Source organism: uncultured Apibacter sp., from assembly GCF_946479295.1.
GTDB lineage: Bacteria > Bacteroidota > Bacteroidia > Flavobacteriales > Weeksellaceae > Apibacter.
This window is the reverse complement of the sequence record NZ_CAMLFD010000013.1, coordinates 26,829-43,117: the sequence shown is the minus strand read 5'-3', so window position 1 is coordinate 43,117 and position 16,289 is coordinate 26,829. Positions and strand designations below refer to the sequence as shown.

The window sequence follows — 16,289 nt, the reverse complement described above, 5'->3', positions numbered from 1 at the left end:
TCACAAGTTATTTATTTTAATTTTCCGGATGCTAATTTACTAAAATGAAAAGTAATAGTAACTCCACTAATAACTTGACTTAAGTTGAATTCTTCTTCGGAAATATTATCATATAAATAAGTAGTTCCTGTAGTTACTTTTCTGGCTTTATCACCTTCATTAAGTAACTTTAAAACAAGCATATTTTGTTTATCTATATACCAGGTAAAATTCTGAGTAAGAGCAGGACAAGTATTACCTCCTTGCAAGGTGAAATTTCCTCTATTATTATTAGCAATAAAATACCAAACGCTATTTTTTAGACATTGTGCATCATATTCATCAAAAGCTTTTACTTTAACCATATTTTCAGAATAAGAAACCCTATCCAGTCTCCAAGTACCTCTTACATCTCTTTGAGAGGGACGGTCAAGAGCTACGGAATTAGAAGATGAGCATGAATACAACATAAAGATGCTCAAAATTCCTAAAATCATAATTTTTTTCATAAAAGAAATTAATTTAAATTTATAATTATTATTTATATAAAAAGTAACAAATAAAATAAAAATTTAAAACATTAAAAATTTATTTTCCCTGAATCCGATCCTTTTTTACATACTAAAGATTTTTTCTGTCCATTAACAATAAAATTAATAAAATTCTGCTGCTCAGGGTATTTATCCAGCAACAATGAATTTTTTATACTAATGGAAGAAACGGAATTAACACCATTTACTTCATAATAGATCCAGACTATGTTACCGTCCGGATTTTTAGAAGAAAAAGTAAAAGTTACCGGTGTGTCATTAATACTCAATTTAACATTATTTTGAAGGTATTTATTTAGGGAAGTATCAAAATCATTCGAGTTGACTTTTTTCCCAATAGTTTGTTCGATATGCTCAACATTTACTTTCGAAGAAAGTTTTAATGTTTTAGTACTAGACACATATTCCACTTTAGTTATAGAAGTAAAAAAATCAGATGAATAAAGAGTATACGAACATAAAAATAAAATACATAAAATAAAAGGAATAAACTTTTTCATCATTGGTTTAATTATATTTGGTTACATTCTGCGAGAGAAAACAAATTTAATGCCAAATACCATTAAAAATTTTGTTTAATACTGTATTTATCATAAAAAGCGCGAATATGCCCTACAGCTTCATCGGCAGTATCGACAAGTCGAAAAATATTAAAATCTGTATCTTTTATATAATTTTCTTCCAGCATAGATTCGCGCATCCATTCCAATAAACCACTCCAGTATTTAGTACCTACCAAAACAATAGGAAATTTACTTGTTTTTTTGGTTTGAATCAAGGTTAGAGCTTCGAACAATTCATCCATGGTTCCTAATCCCCCGGGCATGACTATAAATCCTTGAGAATATTTAAGAAACATGACCTTTCGAACAAAAAAGTAATTGAAATTCATACTTAGTTTATAATCTACGTACGGATTACTGCCGGTTTCAAATGGCAATTCAATATTAAGACCTATAGATTTTCCTCCTGCGGCTTGAGCACCCTTATTTCCTGCTTCCATAATTCCAGGCCCCCCTCCGGTAATAATACCAAAGCCGATCTTGGTAAGTTTATAAGAAATTTCTTCTGCTAGTCCATAATATTTATTTTCAGGACTGGTACGAGCAGAACCGAATATTGAAACACAAGGTCCTATTTTGGTCATGGTTTCAAATCCGTTAGTAAACTCCGCCATAATTTTAAAAAGCATCCAACTGTCTCTGGTTTTTATTTCATTCCAGTTTTTTTGTTTAAAATTATTAGCAATAAATTCTTTTTTTTCTGAATTATGCATTTTGTATTATTTTTTTATTTAGACAAAATATGTACAGCAAAAATAAAGCATAATAAAAATCTACCATCATAAATTGGCAATGATTTGAATTATAATTTACAATTTTATCCTAATAGGTTCATTATGACGTACATGATATAAGCTTTACATTTATGAAAAAATATATGGGAAAAATAAAAAAAGTATTCTTGAGGATTATAACCATATATTATATTATTTTTGTAGACGTAATTAAGATAAAAGATAGATATGGAAAATAATAGATATGAATTAAATAAAAATTTAGCACAAATGCTAAAGGGAGGAGTAATCATGGACGTATCAACTCCTGAACAAGCAGAAATAGCCGAAAAAGCAGGAGCGGTTGCAGTGATGGCTTTAGAACGAATTCCTGCAGACATTCGTGCTGTAGGAGGAGTTTCACGGATGAGCGATCCGAAAATGATTAAAGGAATCCAAGCAGCAGTAAGCATACCTGTTATGGCTAAAATAAGGATCGGGCATTTTGTAGAAGCTCAGATATTAGAAGCATTAGAAATCGATTATATTGATGAAAGTGAAGTTTTAACACCGGCAGATGATAAATACCATGTAAACAAAACCAAATTTAAAGTTCCTTTTGTTTGCGGAGCTAAAAATCTTGGAGAAGCACTACGAAGAATACAAGAAGGAGCTTCTATGATACGTTCAAAAGGAGAACCGGGTACCGGAGATGTAGTGCAAGCAGTAAGACATCTACGCGCTATGAATGAGGGTATTCGTAGAATTCAGGGATTGCATGATGATGAGCTCTTTAATGAAGCTAAAGAATTGCAAGTACCTTATGAATTAGTAAAATACGTATATGAAAATGGAAAATTACCGGTGGTAAATTTTGCTGCCGGAGGGGTTGCTACTCCAGCCGATGCAGCTTTAATGATGCAATTAGGAGCTGAAGGAGTATTTGTTGGTTCCGGCATATTTAAATCGGGAGATCCTGTAAAAAGAGCTCAAGCCATTGTTAAAGCAGTAACTAATTATAATGATCCTAACATTTTATTAGAAGTCTCCGAAGATTTAGGTGAAGCCATGGTAGGAATAAATGAAGGAGAAATTGAGATACTAATGGCTGAAAGAGGAAAATAAAATAAAGTTTAAACTGATATTAGGTCATTTTGAAAATAATTTTTTCAAAATGACTTTTTTAATTCAAATCGTTAAATATGAATGTAGGAGTATTAGCATTGCAAGGAGCATTTATAGAACATATTCAGATATTGAAAGAATTAGGTATAAGTACATTTGAAATAAGGCAAAAAAAAGATTTAGTTCGATCTATGAATGGCCTAATTATTCCGGGTGGAGAAAGTACTGCGATAGGAAAGTTATTAAGAGACTTGAACATGCTTGATGAGCTAAAAAACATGATCGAAAACGGGTTACCTGTATTCGGTACCTGTGCCGGATTAATTTTACTTGCTAAAAAAGTTGAAGATGGTGGCAATCATTTGGGAGTCATGGATATTACAGCAAAAAGAAATGCTTATGGGAGACAGTTAGGAAGTTTCTTTGTTGAAGAAAATTTCGAAGGAATTGGAACTGTGCCGATGACATTCATTAGAGCTCCGTATATTTCCGAAGTAGGCTCTAAAGTAAAAATATTGGCAGAAGTAAATGGAAATATTGTTGCCGCACAGGAAAAAAGTATGTTGGTAACGTCTTTCCATCCGGAACTAAACTCTTCTCTAAAAGTTCATCAATACTTTTTAGAAAAAGTATGTAGCTAAAATTTTTATGAATAAATCAAAAATAATAAATTATTCAGGAATATTTCTGACTTATTATGCAAACAATGATACCAGTTGTGTACATTCGGCGCAAGATCATTGTTTAATTTATTTGTATTCCGGAAAACTAATTATTGAGGAAAAAGACAAAAAAGAAATTGTTTTAGAACCGGGAAGTTGTGTATTTGTACGAAGAAACTATAATATAAAAATGACAAAAATTAATTCCGGAGATCAGCAATATAAAGGAATTACCATGACGTTAAGACGTAATTTTCTTCGCGATTTTTATTATAAAAGTTTGAAAAAAGATAATGAACCCCAAATCTTTCCCCCAAAAGATAATATATTTATCATCCCCTTACGCCCCGATTTAGTTAGTTTGTTCCACTCTCTTGATCCTTATTTTGACACATCAATTAAACCTTCTAAAGATATTTTAAGCCTAAAAGAACAAGAGGCCATTCTATCCTTATTAAAAATCAATAAAAATTTTTATTCTATACTATTTGACTTTACTGAACCCTGGAAAATTGATATTCTTGATTTTTTAAATGAAAACTATAGGTTTGATTTAAGCATGAAAGAAATTGCATTATATACTGGACGAAGCTTGGCAACTTTTAAGAGAGATTTTTCAAAAGTAAGTGATGTTCCGCCCCGAAAATGGATTATTCGAAAAAGGCTTGAAGTTGCGTATAATATGCTTGAATACAGTGATTTGAAAATAAAAGACGTTTGCTATGAAGTAGGATTTAAAAACTTATCTCATTTTTATAAAGCATTTAAAAAGCAATATGGTTTTTCACCATCTGAAAAACACTAATTAAGCTCTAAAACAAATTTATTTGATCTTCTCGGCAAAAGGAAATTTTTTAACTGGCATTAACTTTGTTTATGTAATCACATATAGAACTTAAAAATCTTTAATTAAAATGTTATGAAAGAAAAAGTAATAATTGTGATGGGGGCTTCCAGTGGAATAGGGGAAGCGACAGTAAAAAAACTTGCAGAAAAAGGTGCAAAGCTTGTTATAGCAGCGAGAAGAGAGGAAAGATTAAAAGCTATTAAGGATTCTTTACCGGGATCTGAAATCGAATACAAAGTAGCGGATGTTTCCAATTTTGATGAAGTAAAAGCTGTAGTTGATTTGGCTTTAAATAAATTTGGAAAAATTGATGTCATCTTTAATAATGCCGGAACAATGCCTTCCTCTTATCTTATAGATGGTAAGCGTGATGATTGGCATGATATGTTACATGTAAATGTATTGGGAGTTCTGAATGGAATTGCTGCAGTTCTTCCTTATTTTGTAAAACAAAAATCCGGTCACATAATTACCACTGATTCAGTGGCAGGGCATTATGTATACCCGGGATCAGTAGTTTATTGTGCAACAAAATCGGCTATACGTGCCATCATGGAGGGATTACGTCAGGAACAACGCGAAAATAACATTAAATCTTCCATGGTATCTCCGGGAGCAGTGCGTACAGACCTTTATCAAACCATGAAAGACGAATCATTAAAAGAAGGTCAGCTTAAAATGCAGAATACAGAAGGATACGGTGTATCTTCTGAAGATATTGCAAATGCTGTTGTTTATGCGATAGATACACCTGTAGATGTATCTATCAGTGAGATAATTGTACGTCCGACTAAACAATCTCTCTAAACAATAAATTGTAAAATAAAAATCTGATTTTTAAAAATAAATATTTATCCAATAAATGATTTATTTAAGTTAAATATTTATATAAATATTTTATATTTAGATTTAATTCTGAATATAAGAAATTAAAGTTAACATAATTTTTTTATTGTTAAATGTAATATATATAGTAGGTTTATATATGATATTTATAAAAATAAAATTGTTTTTTGGGTAAATATTTTTTTAATTTTAGTTAACCCTTATTCGTAAAGAAAGATATCTCCTATCAAAAAAATCAGATAATAAATAAACAAATTCTTATGAAAAATTCAAATCCTCCTAAAATCAGTGATTTTCCACAAGGAAACGAAAATATAGAATATGAACGTTTTTTTTCCGGAAAATCTTGGTTGAAACAACTTACATCTCTAAAAGAATTGAATGTACCTTTATTTAATGTAACTTTTGAGCCTAGTTGTAGAAATAATTGGCATACACATTCCGGTGGACAAATACTTATTGCTATAGGAGGCAAGGGATTATATCAAGAACGGGGTAAAAAAGCACAACTTATGATGCCGGGTGATATTATTGAAATTGCTCCAAATTTGGAGCACTGGCATGGGGCAGCGCCTCATGATTGGTTTTCTCATTTAGCAATTACCTGCAATCCTCAAAATAATCAAAATATTTGGATGGAACCGGTATCAAATGAAGATTATCAACAAGCATTTAACTCAACAAATAAATAAAAAGATAAATTTTTATCCAAAATAAACACATACATAAAATGGATTATATAAAATTAAACAATGGAATAGAAATGCCTATATTAGGCTTTGGAGTATATCAAATATCTCCCAAAGACTGTGTGAAAGCAGTATCAGAAGCAATAGAAGTTGGATACAGATCAATAGACACCGCACAAGCCTATTACAATGAAGAAGAAGTTGGAAAAGCAGTCAAAGCCAGCCATATTGATCGAGACAAATTTTTTATTACCACCAAAATATGGGTTTCAAATGCAGGCTATGATAGAGCTAAGAAATCGGTAGAAGAATCTTTAAAAAAACTTCAAATGGATTACGTAGACTTATTATTAATACATCAGCCATTTGGTGATTATTATGGTTCATATCGTGCCATGGAAGAATTGTATAAAACAGGAAAAGCCAAAGCTATTGGTGTAAGTAATTTTTATCCGGATCGTTTTGTGGACCTTGTTGAACATGTAGAAGTAAAACCGGCAGTAAACCAGGTGGAAACTCATATTTTCAATCAACAAAAAATTGCTCAGCAAATAATGCATGAATACGGTACCCAAATTGAATCATGGGGCCCATTTGCAGAAGGAAAAAATAACTTTTTTACCAACGAAACTTTAGTTTCTTTAAGTCATAAATATAATAAAACCACTGCGCAAATAGCACTTAGATTTTTAATACAGAAACAGGTTATTGTTATACCTAAATCTACTCATAAAGAACGCATGATTGAAAATTTTAACGTTTTTGACTTTAATATTTCAGAAGAAGATCTACATTCCTTAGAATCTTTGGACCAAGAAAAATCTTTATTCTTTTCACATAATGACCATGAGACCGTACGATTTATTTTAAATTACAAAAAGGAACATAATTTATTCTAATATTTAATGATCTTGCAAGTAAAATTTTAAGAAATAATTTATTCCTATGATTTAATAATCAATGTACGGATAGCTATACACAATAGGGGAGATATTTCTAATAAGTGTTTAGGCTAAACTTATTATCTTTAAAATAGTTCTTTTATTGTTTAATACCTAGAAAAATTACCTATGAAAACAATTTTCTTAACGTCGTACATAGCCGGAACCATTGAAAAGCTTGTCGAACTGCTTCAAAATTCTAATAAGTGTTTAGGCTAAACTTATTATCTTTAAAATAGTTCTTTTATTGTTTAATACCTAGAAAAATTACCTATGAAAACAATTTTCTTAACGTCGTACATAGCCGGAACCATTGAAAAGCTTGTCGAACTGCTTCAAAAAGAACAACGTGGAGTAAAAAATATTTTGTTTATTCCTACAGCTGGAAATGTTGAAGAATATACCGGATATATAGATGACGGAAAAAACGCCTTGCAGCAATATGGATTTGAACTTGATATGCTAGATATTGCCCATACCGATTTACAACAATGCCAAACATCTCTTTCAAATGCTCCAATAATTTGTATAAGCGGAGGTAACACATTTTATTTATTGCAGGAACTAAAAAGGAAAAAACTTGATCAGATATTGACTAAGATAATTACACAGGGGTGTTTTTATATTGGAGAGTCTGCAGGGGCAATAATTCTGGCAGCGGATATAGAATATAATAAAATTATGGATGATAGCAGTTTGGCTCCTGATTTGGAAAACTATACCGGACTAAATCTTATCGATTTCTATCCTTTACCTCATTATATTGAAGAACCATTTGTTGAATCAGTCCAGCAAATTTATACAAAGTATAAAGATAATTTAAAATTAGTGCCAATTAATAATCATCAGGCTATAATTGTTAATGACAATACGTATACAATAGTCTGAATAATTTATATATAGAAATATTTTTTGATAAACTTAATAAATAATGAAGAGATTATAGAATACAGTATATTCTATTTATCAAATAAAAAAACTTTTACATACAAAAATAAAATAGAGTGGGAAGAGTAATTTTTAACTTAAAACTTATTATATAATATAAATTAAAAAAAAAGCAATTAATATAAATTAAAAAAAGTAATTGATTTCATCAAATATTACCAAATTAATAAAAAATATAATCGTATGAATAGAATAGAAATTTGTAAAGATAATTTTAAGAAATTATTTAAAGGAGAAGCTCTCAATGGAAAAGGCAATGACCCGGAAATGATGGATATACTGCAAAAATTTATTTTTGGAGAAGTATTTACTATTGGAGATATAGATAAGAAAACACGTGAATTAATAACCTGTGTAGTTCTCACTTCCTTACAGCAATTGCCTCAATTGAAGTCACATGTAAATGCAGCTTTAACCATTGGGGTAACTCCAATAGAAATTAGAGAGGCTGTTTATCAATGCGTTCCAGTCATAGGATTTCCCAAAACACTAAATGCTTTAAGAGTAATAAATGAGGTTTTTACCGAATGTAACATACAATTGCCATTAGAAAGACAAGGCATGGTAATGGAAGACAATCGATATGACGAGGGATTAAAAATACAAGACCCTTTATATGGAAATCGCATTGAAAATCTAATGTCAAAGGTACCAGGAGGAATTGGAGAAAAGTGGCTCAATTTCTAACAGAAGTTTATTTTGGAGATTTTTATACACGAAAAGGATTGAACTTACCTCTTCGTGAATTACTTAATTATTGTGTATTAACTTCTATGGGAGCAGAAGATCAATTGGTATCTCACTACTATGCAAATATAAAAATAGGTAATAGTAAGGAATTATTAGCTGCAGCCATAGTTCAAACTTTGCCTTATATAGGCTTTCCTTTAGCCTTAAAAGGATTGAAAATTATTATAGACTGTTCAGAGAAACCTTTAGAGTCTTAATTATTAACTTTAAAAAAATATTAGCTTAAAAAATAACATTTGTTATTGCAAAGTAATTTTTGAAAAAAATTTACTTTTATCTTATAATTATTAAAATCTACAACGTCGTACATAAAAATAATATCATGTATGGCAGTACATTTTATTACCATATCCTTCATATTATAAAAGCACATAAATTTCTTTTGATGTAATATATACCTTTAATCTATCATTAAAATATAGTACATTTGTTTACTAAATATGATAAAGAATAGGTTTTGGATTCTATTTTAACTTACTAACATAAATAGAAAGTCCATAGATATAATATTCCTTTTAATTAAAATTTTAAATTCAAATAATTTGGGATTTAAGAGAATATTAAAGTTTTTTTCTATTTTTTATTTATTTGTAAATTTATTGGATTATATATAAATGAGTAATTAATTCGTATAAATTTTAATTATAACTTTAAAATAATTAATTAAATAATAAAAATATTATGCTAAAAGCAGGTTTGGTTGGAGCCGGACATTTAGGCAAAATTCATTTGAAATTATTACAACAATCTGAAAAATATGATTTAATAGGTTTTTATGATAGCGATGAAGAAAATGGAAAAAAACTGGAAGAAGAATTCGGTTATAAGTTTTTTCAAAGCTTTGAAGAACTAATAAATCAAATTGATTTATTAGATATAGTAACTCCTACTTTTGCACATTTTGAATATGCCAAAAAAGCCATACAAGCTGGTAAACATTTTTTTATAGAAAAGCCTATTGCCAGATCTTTAGAAGAAGCTGATGAAATCATTCGTTTAGCCCAAGAATATAAAGTGCAGGGTCAAGTAGGACATGTTGAAAGATTTAACCCGGCCTTTACTGCGGCAAAACCTTACATTCAAAATCCAATGTTTTTGGAAATCCATCGCTTAGCAGAATTTAATCCTAGAGGAACCGATGTTCCGGTTGTCCTAGATTTAATGATTCATGATTTAGATATTGTGTTATCGTTGGTAAATTCAAAAGTAAAAGAAATACATGCCAGTGGGGTAGCAGTTGTCAGCAATACTCCCGATATTGCTAATGCTAGAATTGAATTTGAAAATGGGTGCGTAGCTAATGTAACTACCAGTAGAATTTCAATGAAGAATATGAGAAAAAGTAGATTTTTTCAAAAAGATGCTTACGTTTCCATAGATTTTCTGGAGAAAAAAGCGGAGATCATAAGAATTAAAGAAGTTCCGGAACAAGTGCAACCATTTGATATGATAATTGAAAATGCTGAGGGTGAGAAAAAACAAATTATTTTCCAATATCCCGATATTGAAAATAATAATTCCATATTAGACGAGCTGGATTCTTTAGCAGATTCCATTGAAAATAATAAGTCTATTAAAGTAACATTGATGCAAGGAAGAGAAGCTTTACGAGTAGCATTAGAAGTTATGAGACAAATTGAAAATAAAAAATAGAGTGGGAAACAAAGACTATTGTTTTATAATTAAAATGTAAATTATCATTGTATAAAAAAATAAATTCAATGAGCGAAGAAGTTGTAGATCAAGAAAACGATGAAATTCCAAAAGATAAAGCTCCGAATAATTATTTAGTATTTGCGATAATTTGTTCGATTGCTTGCTTTGCACCCGTAGGAATTTTTGCTTTGTTTTATTCGTTACGTGTAAATCAATATTGGGAACAAAAAATGTATTCAAAATCAAAGCGTTCTTCTGCTATTACTCGTTTACTTTGTATATGGACTATAATAGCAGGTATTATATTTTGGATGGGCATTTTATCAGGAGCAATCTATAATATTTTCGGACAGAAATCTCATAATTGATTTGTGATTTTTATATAGTGCATGATTTTTGATTATTATTTTATTTAATTTAATATAACTATGAGAACCGTTATGACTCGAAAGAATATAATTTTTGATAATATTTTATGGAATATTTCTTTTTTTGTGATTCTAGTCTTAAATATTGTGGCGTGTGGAGATAAAGCTACTTTGTCAGACGATGTCGCTCTTAATTCGATAGAAGAATATCTCAAATCCAATCCAATATATGAAACAGCAGATATAACCATCGGTGAAGTTAAGTTTAGCGTTAAAAAAGATAAAAAAAATATTAAAGCATATAAAGAATTAGAAGAAAAAGGGTATCTAATTTTAAATTTAGTAAAACAAAAAAAGAAATTTTTAAGTAAAGACAGTGTATTAACCTATGAAGCTAAATTGACAGATAAAGCTCGTCCATATGTCATTAAACAAAAAAAAGAAACCGTAACGTTGAAATCCTTAGAATATAAACTAGGAGACAAGGAGCAGACCAGATTTGAGTTAACTGGTAAACATTCAGCTAAAGCGGTGATAACTCTTAAAAAAGTAAATACAGATTTTTCAATACTAGGTTACGACAAAAACCCTAATACCAATTTTATAACTAAAACATTTAATTTAAGTTATAAAAAAAATAAAGGTTGGACGGTAACGAAAAGTAAATGATTTATTTTTTCCTTTGATATGTTAAAAAGCTAAAATCATAGGGTTGATTATCATCCTTACCATGAAATTCTTCAAAAATTTTATTCCATTTTGAAAAGTCGATTTTAGGAAAATACGTATCTGCATCCTTTACTTGCGTATGAACTAAAGTAAGTTCCAATATATCAACATAATCCAATGCTTGTTCATAAATAGTTCCTCCCCCTATAATGTAGGGATTTACATCATTTATATGAGCAGTTTCCATTGCTTCTGATAAAGAAGAAAGCAGAATTACGTTTTCCGGTACCTCATATTCGGGATTCGATGAGATCACTACATTTATACGATTAGGAAGAGGACGTCCTAGAGATTCGAAAGTTTTTCTTCCCATAATTATAGTATGATTTTGGGTTAGACTTTTAAATCTTTTTAAATCTTTTGATAAATGCCAAAGTAATTGATTGTCTTTTCCAATTGCATTATTTTCATCTATGGCTGCAATAATGGTCATGTTAATTGAAATTAAAAATAGATTTAAATATATAAAAAAAAGAGCAAAGTATAATTTTTGCTCTTTTTTTATTAAATTTTATAAATTACTTATTTCATTTTATCTAGCCCATCGGAAATGTATTTTACCTGATCTTTAAGACTTTGATTAGGAAATGAAGTAATGGAAGCCTGCTGCTTCATTTGTAATGACACTTGTATAATTTGAAGCATAAATTTACCAAATTCATAATTTTTAGCTTGAGGGTAAACTTTTACAAAAGCATCAACAATATTTTGTGTTTCAGTAGGATAGTTGCCTTGCATGATAGTTTTTAAACTTTCAATATAAGTATCTGCTTCTTCCTGAGATTCAGATGAAATTAATAATTCTAAAAAGCTCTTTGAAATAATTCCAAGTTTAGAATTATCTTTAGTATAAATTGCAGTTTTAGCAATGGCTGTTGACAAATCTTTACCTGGGTTTTTATCATCAATTTTACTTACTAATTCTGAGGCAGCATTCTTATCTACCTTTAAAATAGCTAGTATACAGGCAGCTTTAACACCATAGGAAGGACTATTGAAAGATTTTATAAATAAATTCTTATATTTTGTAGCATCTATTTTTCCTAATTGTTTAATGGCATTTGCCTGAACTAAAGTTTTAGAATCCGAAGTAGCAATCTTTTCTAAGACAGAAGCCGATTTTTGTTTTACGTTAGGATTGGTTTCATCTAATTTTGAAATAGCAAAAGATCGTAATCCTTCAAATTTATCAAAAGAAGCAGCTTTCAATAAAGTTTCCAATGCTCCCGTATGGGAAGTTTGAGCATCAGCTAATTTGCTAAGAGCCTCTTTTCTCGAACTGTATTCAATAGCATAATTATATTGACTTATATATTGCTCAATAGTTTTATCATCAGTTAATTCACAAAGCAATACTCGATCGGGGTTTACATTAACTAATTGAGGCTTGGTTTTATAAGGAAGTTCAAATGTATTCTTGTCAGTAGCTTTAGCCCAAACATGATGGCGGGTTGCTTTTCCGTTTTCATATATATCAATATCCAAAGGGAATTGAAATTTAAGATTTTGAATTTGAGTAAGAGTTACTGAAACTGTTTTTTGTAACTCATTATAATTATAGGCTACTTTTAATTTAGGATGCCCGTTTCCAAAAAACCATTGATTAAAAAACCAGTTAAGGTCTTTACCGCTCACTTCTTCCCAAGCGAGACGAAGCTGATGTGCTTCAGTTGCTTTATATTCATTATTTTTTAGATATACGCTCATACCGGAAAAAAATGCGTCATCTCCTAAATAGTTTCGCAACATGTGAAGTATCAATCCTCCCTTATTATAGCTTACAGCATCTAACATATCCTCTTTGTCTTTATACTGGAATCGTATGAGATCTTTTTCAAAATCTTCTCCACCATACATATATCCTTTACGTTCCTCATCTCTATGTTCTTCTGCATAGTCTTTACCATATTTATGTTCCAGCCATAAATATTCGGAATAATTGGCAAAAGATTCGTTAACAGGAAGATTGGACCAGCTTTCTGTAGTCGCGAGATCTCCAAACCAATGATGGAATAATTCATGGGCTATTACTGGTTCCCAAGTATTTTTATCAATAAGTTGACCGGGTTTTTGTAATGCACTTTCATCATGTAGCGTGCAGGTAGTATTTTCCATTGCCCCACTTATATAATCTCTTCCCACCATTTGACTGTATTTTTCCCAAGGATAAGGGTATTGTAAAATAGTTGAAAAATATTCGATCATTGAAGGAGTGTCTCCGAAAATTTGTTTGGCATAAGGCTCATATTCTTTGTCTACATAATAATCTACAGGAATATTTTTCCATTTGTCTTTTACTATGGAAAATTCTCCTATCCCCATAAAAAATAAATAAGGAGCATGTTTTTTATCAAATTTCCAGTAATCTGTGCGAGTACCATCGGAATTTTTGGTTTGAGTTTTTAAAACCCCGTTGGATAGAGTCACATATTTATCCGGAACAGTTATATATATTTCTTCTGAAGTTTTTTGATTGGGCTTATCTATAGTAGGAAACCAACAGCTGTTTGATTCGGTTTCTCCTTGAGTCCAAATTTGTGTAGGTTTTTCTTTATTTTCACCTCTAGGATTTATAAAATAAAGTCCCTTGGCATCATGAATGGCTTGACTGCCTTTTTGATTAATGGATCCCGGAATTGCAACATATTTAATATAAACTGTATACGTTTCATTTCTTTTATAGGTCTTGTCCAGAGCTATTTTTAATTTAGTGCCGCTGTAAGAATACTTTAAGGATTTATTACCCGTAAGAGAAACGGCGGAAATTTCCATTCCTTTTGCATCTAAAGTTAATGAATCGGTTGGATAAAAGTGTGGCTTTAAAGTTATCCAGGCTTCACCGAAGAGTTTTTCATTAGGGATATCAAACCCTACTTTTAATTTGGTGTGCACTAAATCATTAACCATGGTTGAAGAAGGATGATAATCTGAATAATCCTGAGCTTTCGTAAAATTAATGGCTAAAATAGAAACCAATAAAAGTATACTTTTTTTCATTAAAATTTATTTAAAATTAATTATATATAAAGAAAAATGTGTAGGAAATAATTTTAATTTTTTATTCTAAAAACGCATTTTTTCCATTCTGATTTTTTAAGAATATAAATATACGAGTATAAAAAATATCAGCTAATTTAATTAATTATCTTAATAAACAAAGTTAATAAAGTATTAATACTTAAAAATTGATTTTCCTAATTATAGGATCTTAGAATATATAAGAGTAAAAATTATAAGATGGGTTTTCTAAATATACTTAGATATAAAAACGTCTTATACACTGATTTTTAATTTTTTTTAAGTAGAATTAAGATTTATAAAACTAATAGTAATTTAAAATATATATTCAATAAACTAAAAGTTTAATTCATATAAATTTAATTTTAGTAAAATAAGATTGCGTAATATCTTTAGTAATTTCAGAATAAATTTTATTTTGATTGTAATTTAACTCATGTCGTAAGGCTGAAGAATTCAGCTGAATATATAAAGTTTGGTCATCAATAAATATTCGTTGGGTATGATTGGCTATTATAGACCCCATTAAATTTCTCCATTTTTCTTCCATTTCAAGAATAAGCAGTTTTTCTTCCATACCCAATGCCTTAACCAAATTTTTAATGGCTGAATTGCATGTTTGTTCTTTTCTTCTTAAACTCATTAATGTTAAATTTTCAATTTTAAATAAATAAACTTTTACGCTTTATTCAATTTTTAATTTGATAAAATATATGGTCACTTTAAACAACAGTAAAAGGTATGTATTTCTTTAAATTTAACAATATTTTTTAATCAATCCAAGTTTTATTTCAAATAATTAACTATTTGCAGAAAGATTAAAGTTCGAAAATTCGATAATCGGAACTGATTTGCTGTACTATTTTTTCTGTTCTTTCTTTATGAGTATCTGAAAGAAATATTTGACCGAATTCTTCTTCATGAGCTAATTTCACCAATTGCGCCACTCTGTGATCATCAAGTTTATCAAAAATATCATCCATCAAAAGGACAGGACTTTTTAACGAATATTCTTTAATAGTTTGAAGTTGAGCTAATTTTAAGGCTACTAAAAATGACTTTTGCTGACCTTGAGAACCGAATTTTTTAATGGGATATTGAAACAGCTTAAAAATCAAATCATCTTTATGAATTCCTCCTGTTGTATAAGCAGCTGCCCGATCTTTGTTCAAATTCTCTTTTAGAAGACTATTCATATCTTTTTCTTCCAAATTTGATATATATTGAATGCTTACCTCTTCCTCTCCTTGCGAAAGGGAAGCATAAAACTTGCGGAATTTAGGAACATATGAACTTATGAATTCATTGCGTATTCGATGTATTTTAGTTCCGTTTTCAATAAGTTCGGCATCATAAATCTCTAAGCTTATAGCATCGAAATACATATTGGCCAGAAATAATTTTAATAATGCATTTCTTTGCGCAAGAGCTTTTTGATATCTAAGAATTAGATGGAGATAATCGGGATTGATTTGGCTGATCATTCCATCCATAAACTTTCTTCTATATTCACTTCCCTCACTAATTAAGTTACGATCATAAGGGGAAATCATCACACAAGGATATTTCCCTATATGATCGGAAAGTTTATCGTATGTTTTTGAATTTCGTTTGATTATTTTTTTATGTCCTGATTGAACTTGTATCTTGATATTATCTTCATTATTTTCATCCGTAAAATTTCCTTCAAGAGAAAAAAAAACTTCATGAAAACGAATATTGTTTTGATCTGAATAATTTAAATAACTCTTAGTTAAAGAAAGATAATGAATGGCATCCAAAATATTGGTTTTTCCAACACCGTTATTTCCTACAAAACAATTGATTTTCTCAGAAAAAGTAAAATTTTTTTCTGAAAAATTTTTGAAATTGAATAATCTAAGATTTTTTAGATACATGTATAA

At 29.6% G+C, this 16,289-nt stretch carries 19 protein-coding genes; 12 read left to right on the top strand and 7 right to left on the bottom strand.

The features are described from left to right. Positions 1-11: 11 nt before the first annotated feature. From Q0T35_RS08505 to Q0T35_RS08495, 3 genes are all read right to left on the bottom strand, one after another. Complete coding sequence (locus Q0T35_RS08505; protein WP_295812471.1) at positions 12-488, bottom strand: lipocalin family protein; 477 nt, start codon at positions 486-488, stop codon at positions 12-14. A 71-nt stretch (positions 489-559) separates the two neighbouring features. Then, on the bottom strand, positions 560-1,030 hold the full coding sequence (locus tag Q0T35_RS08500) for a DUF6702 family protein (RefSeq protein ID WP_293919159.1): 471 nt from the start codon (positions 1,028-1,030) through the stop codon (positions 560-562). A 62-nt stretch (positions 1,031-1,092) separates the two neighbouring features. After that, positions 1,093-1,806, bottom strand: coding sequence for a TIGR00730 family Rossman fold protein (locus tag Q0T35_RS08495; protein ID WP_293919160.1), 714 nt, complete (start codon positions 1,804-1,806; stop codon positions 1,093-1,095). A gap of 249 nt (positions 1,807-2,055) precedes the next feature. On the opposite strand from Q0T35_RS08495, the gene pdxS reads away from it, so the two are divergent. From pdxS to Q0T35_RS08435, 12 genes are all read left to right on the top strand, one after another. Then, positions 2,056-2,931, top strand: coding sequence for a pyridoxal 5'-phosphate synthase lyase subunit PdxS (pdxS, locus tag Q0T35_RS08490; protein WP_293919161.1), 876 nt, complete (start codon positions 2,056-2,058; stop codon positions 2,929-2,931). Positions 2,932-3,008: 77 nt separating this feature from the next. Then, entirely contained in the window at positions 3,009-3,572 is a 564-nt protein-coding gene (pdxT, locus tag Q0T35_RS08485) for a pyridoxal 5'-phosphate synthase glutaminase subunit PdxT (protein ID WP_293919162.1), read from the top strand. A 7-nt stretch (positions 3,573-3,579) separates the two neighbouring features. Continuing rightward, on the top strand, positions 3,580-4,398 hold the full coding sequence (locus Q0T35_RS08480; RefSeq protein ID WP_295842549.1) for an AraC family transcriptional regulator: 819 nt from the start codon (positions 3,580-3,582) through the stop codon (positions 4,396-4,398). 114 nt (positions 4,399-4,512) lie between these two features. Continuing rightward, the gene (locus tag Q0T35_RS08475; RefSeq protein ID WP_293918462.1) at positions 4,513-5,247 is read left to right on the top strand and encodes an SDR family oxidoreductase; all 735 of its coding nucleotides are present in this window, start codon (positions 4,513-4,515) and stop codon (positions 5,245-5,247) included. Positions 5,248-5,546: 299 nt separating this feature from the next. Continuing rightward, positions 5,547-5,978 carry a cupin domain-containing protein gene (locus Q0T35_RS08470; RefSeq protein ID WP_293918460.1) on the top strand — a complete coding sequence of 144 codons (432 nt, stop codon included), beginning with the start codon at positions 5,547-5,549 and terminating at the stop codon, positions 5,976-5,978. Positions 5,979-6,016: 38 nt separating this feature from the next. Further along, the gene (locus Q0T35_RS08465) at positions 6,017-6,874 is read left to right on the top strand and encodes an aldo/keto reductase (protein WP_293918458.1); all 858 of its coding nucleotides are present in this window, start codon (positions 6,017-6,019) and stop codon (positions 6,872-6,874) included. A 315-nt stretch (positions 6,875-7,189) separates the two neighbouring features. Further along, positions 7,190-7,804, top strand: coding sequence for a Type 1 glutamine amidotransferase-like domain-containing protein (locus Q0T35_RS08460; RefSeq protein WP_293918457.1), 615 nt, complete (start codon positions 7,190-7,192; stop codon positions 7,802-7,804). 243 nt (positions 7,805-8,047) lie between these two features. After that, complete coding sequence (locus Q0T35_RS08455; RefSeq protein ID WP_295842545.1) at positions 8,048-8,551, top strand: carboxymuconolactone decarboxylase family protein; 504 nt, start codon at positions 8,048-8,050, stop codon at positions 8,549-8,551. Then, positions 8,536-8,811 carry a carboxymuconolactone decarboxylase family protein gene (locus tag Q0T35_RS08450; protein ID WP_295842544.1) on the top strand — a complete coding sequence of 92 codons (276 nt, stop codon included), beginning with the start codon at positions 8,536-8,538 and terminating at the stop codon, positions 8,809-8,811. Before Q0T35_RS08455 ends, Q0T35_RS08450 begins: the two co-directional genes overlap by 16 nt. Positions 8,812-9,295: 484 nt before the next feature. Beyond that, positions 9,296-10,267, top strand: coding sequence for a Gfo/Idh/MocA family oxidoreductase (locus Q0T35_RS08445; RefSeq protein WP_293918453.1), 972 nt, complete (start codon positions 9,296-9,298; stop codon positions 10,265-10,267). Positions 10,268-10,335: 68 nt separating this feature from the next. After that, positions 10,336-10,638 (top strand): CD225/dispanin family protein, encoded by a 303-nt coding sequence (locus Q0T35_RS08440; protein ID WP_295842543.1) that lies wholly within the window; start codon positions 10,336-10,338, stop codon positions 10,636-10,638. Between the two features lie 60 nt (positions 10,639-10,698). After that, a complete protein-coding gene (locus tag Q0T35_RS08435) occupies positions 10,699-11,307 on the top strand; it encodes a hypothetical protein (protein ID WP_295842541.1) in 609 nt (202 codons plus the stop codon). A gap of 1 nt (position 11,308) precedes the next feature. On the opposite strand, the gene Q0T35_RS08430 is transcribed toward Q0T35_RS08435, so the two are convergent. The 4 genes from Q0T35_RS08430 to recF all read right to left on the bottom strand — a co-directional run bounded on the left by Q0T35_RS08430 (position 11,309) and on the right by recF (position 16,283). Then, positions 11,309-11,800 (bottom strand): dihydrofolate reductase, encoded by a 492-nt coding sequence (locus tag Q0T35_RS08430; protein ID WP_295842540.1) that lies wholly within the window; start codon positions 11,798-11,800, stop codon positions 11,309-11,311. An 89-nt stretch (positions 11,801-11,889) separates the two neighbouring features. Next, positions 11,890-14,364 carry a M1 family aminopeptidase gene (locus Q0T35_RS08425; protein WP_295842539.1) on the bottom strand — a complete coding sequence of 825 codons (2,475 nt, stop codon included), beginning with the start codon at positions 14,362-14,364 and terminating at the stop codon, positions 11,890-11,892. Positions 14,365-14,734: 370 nt separating this feature from the next. Continuing rightward, the gene (locus tag Q0T35_RS08420) at positions 14,735-15,028 is read right to left on the bottom strand and encodes a DUF721 domain-containing protein (protein WP_293918444.1); all 294 of its coding nucleotides are present in this window, start codon (positions 15,026-15,028) and stop codon (positions 14,735-14,737) included. Between the two features lie 175 nt (positions 15,029-15,203). Then, positions 15,204-16,283, bottom strand: coding sequence for a DNA replication/repair protein RecF (gene recF / locus Q0T35_RS08415; protein ID WP_295842538.1), 1,080 nt, complete (start codon positions 16,281-16,283; stop codon positions 15,204-15,206). Between the last annotated feature and the right edge of the window lie 6 nt (positions 16,284-16,289).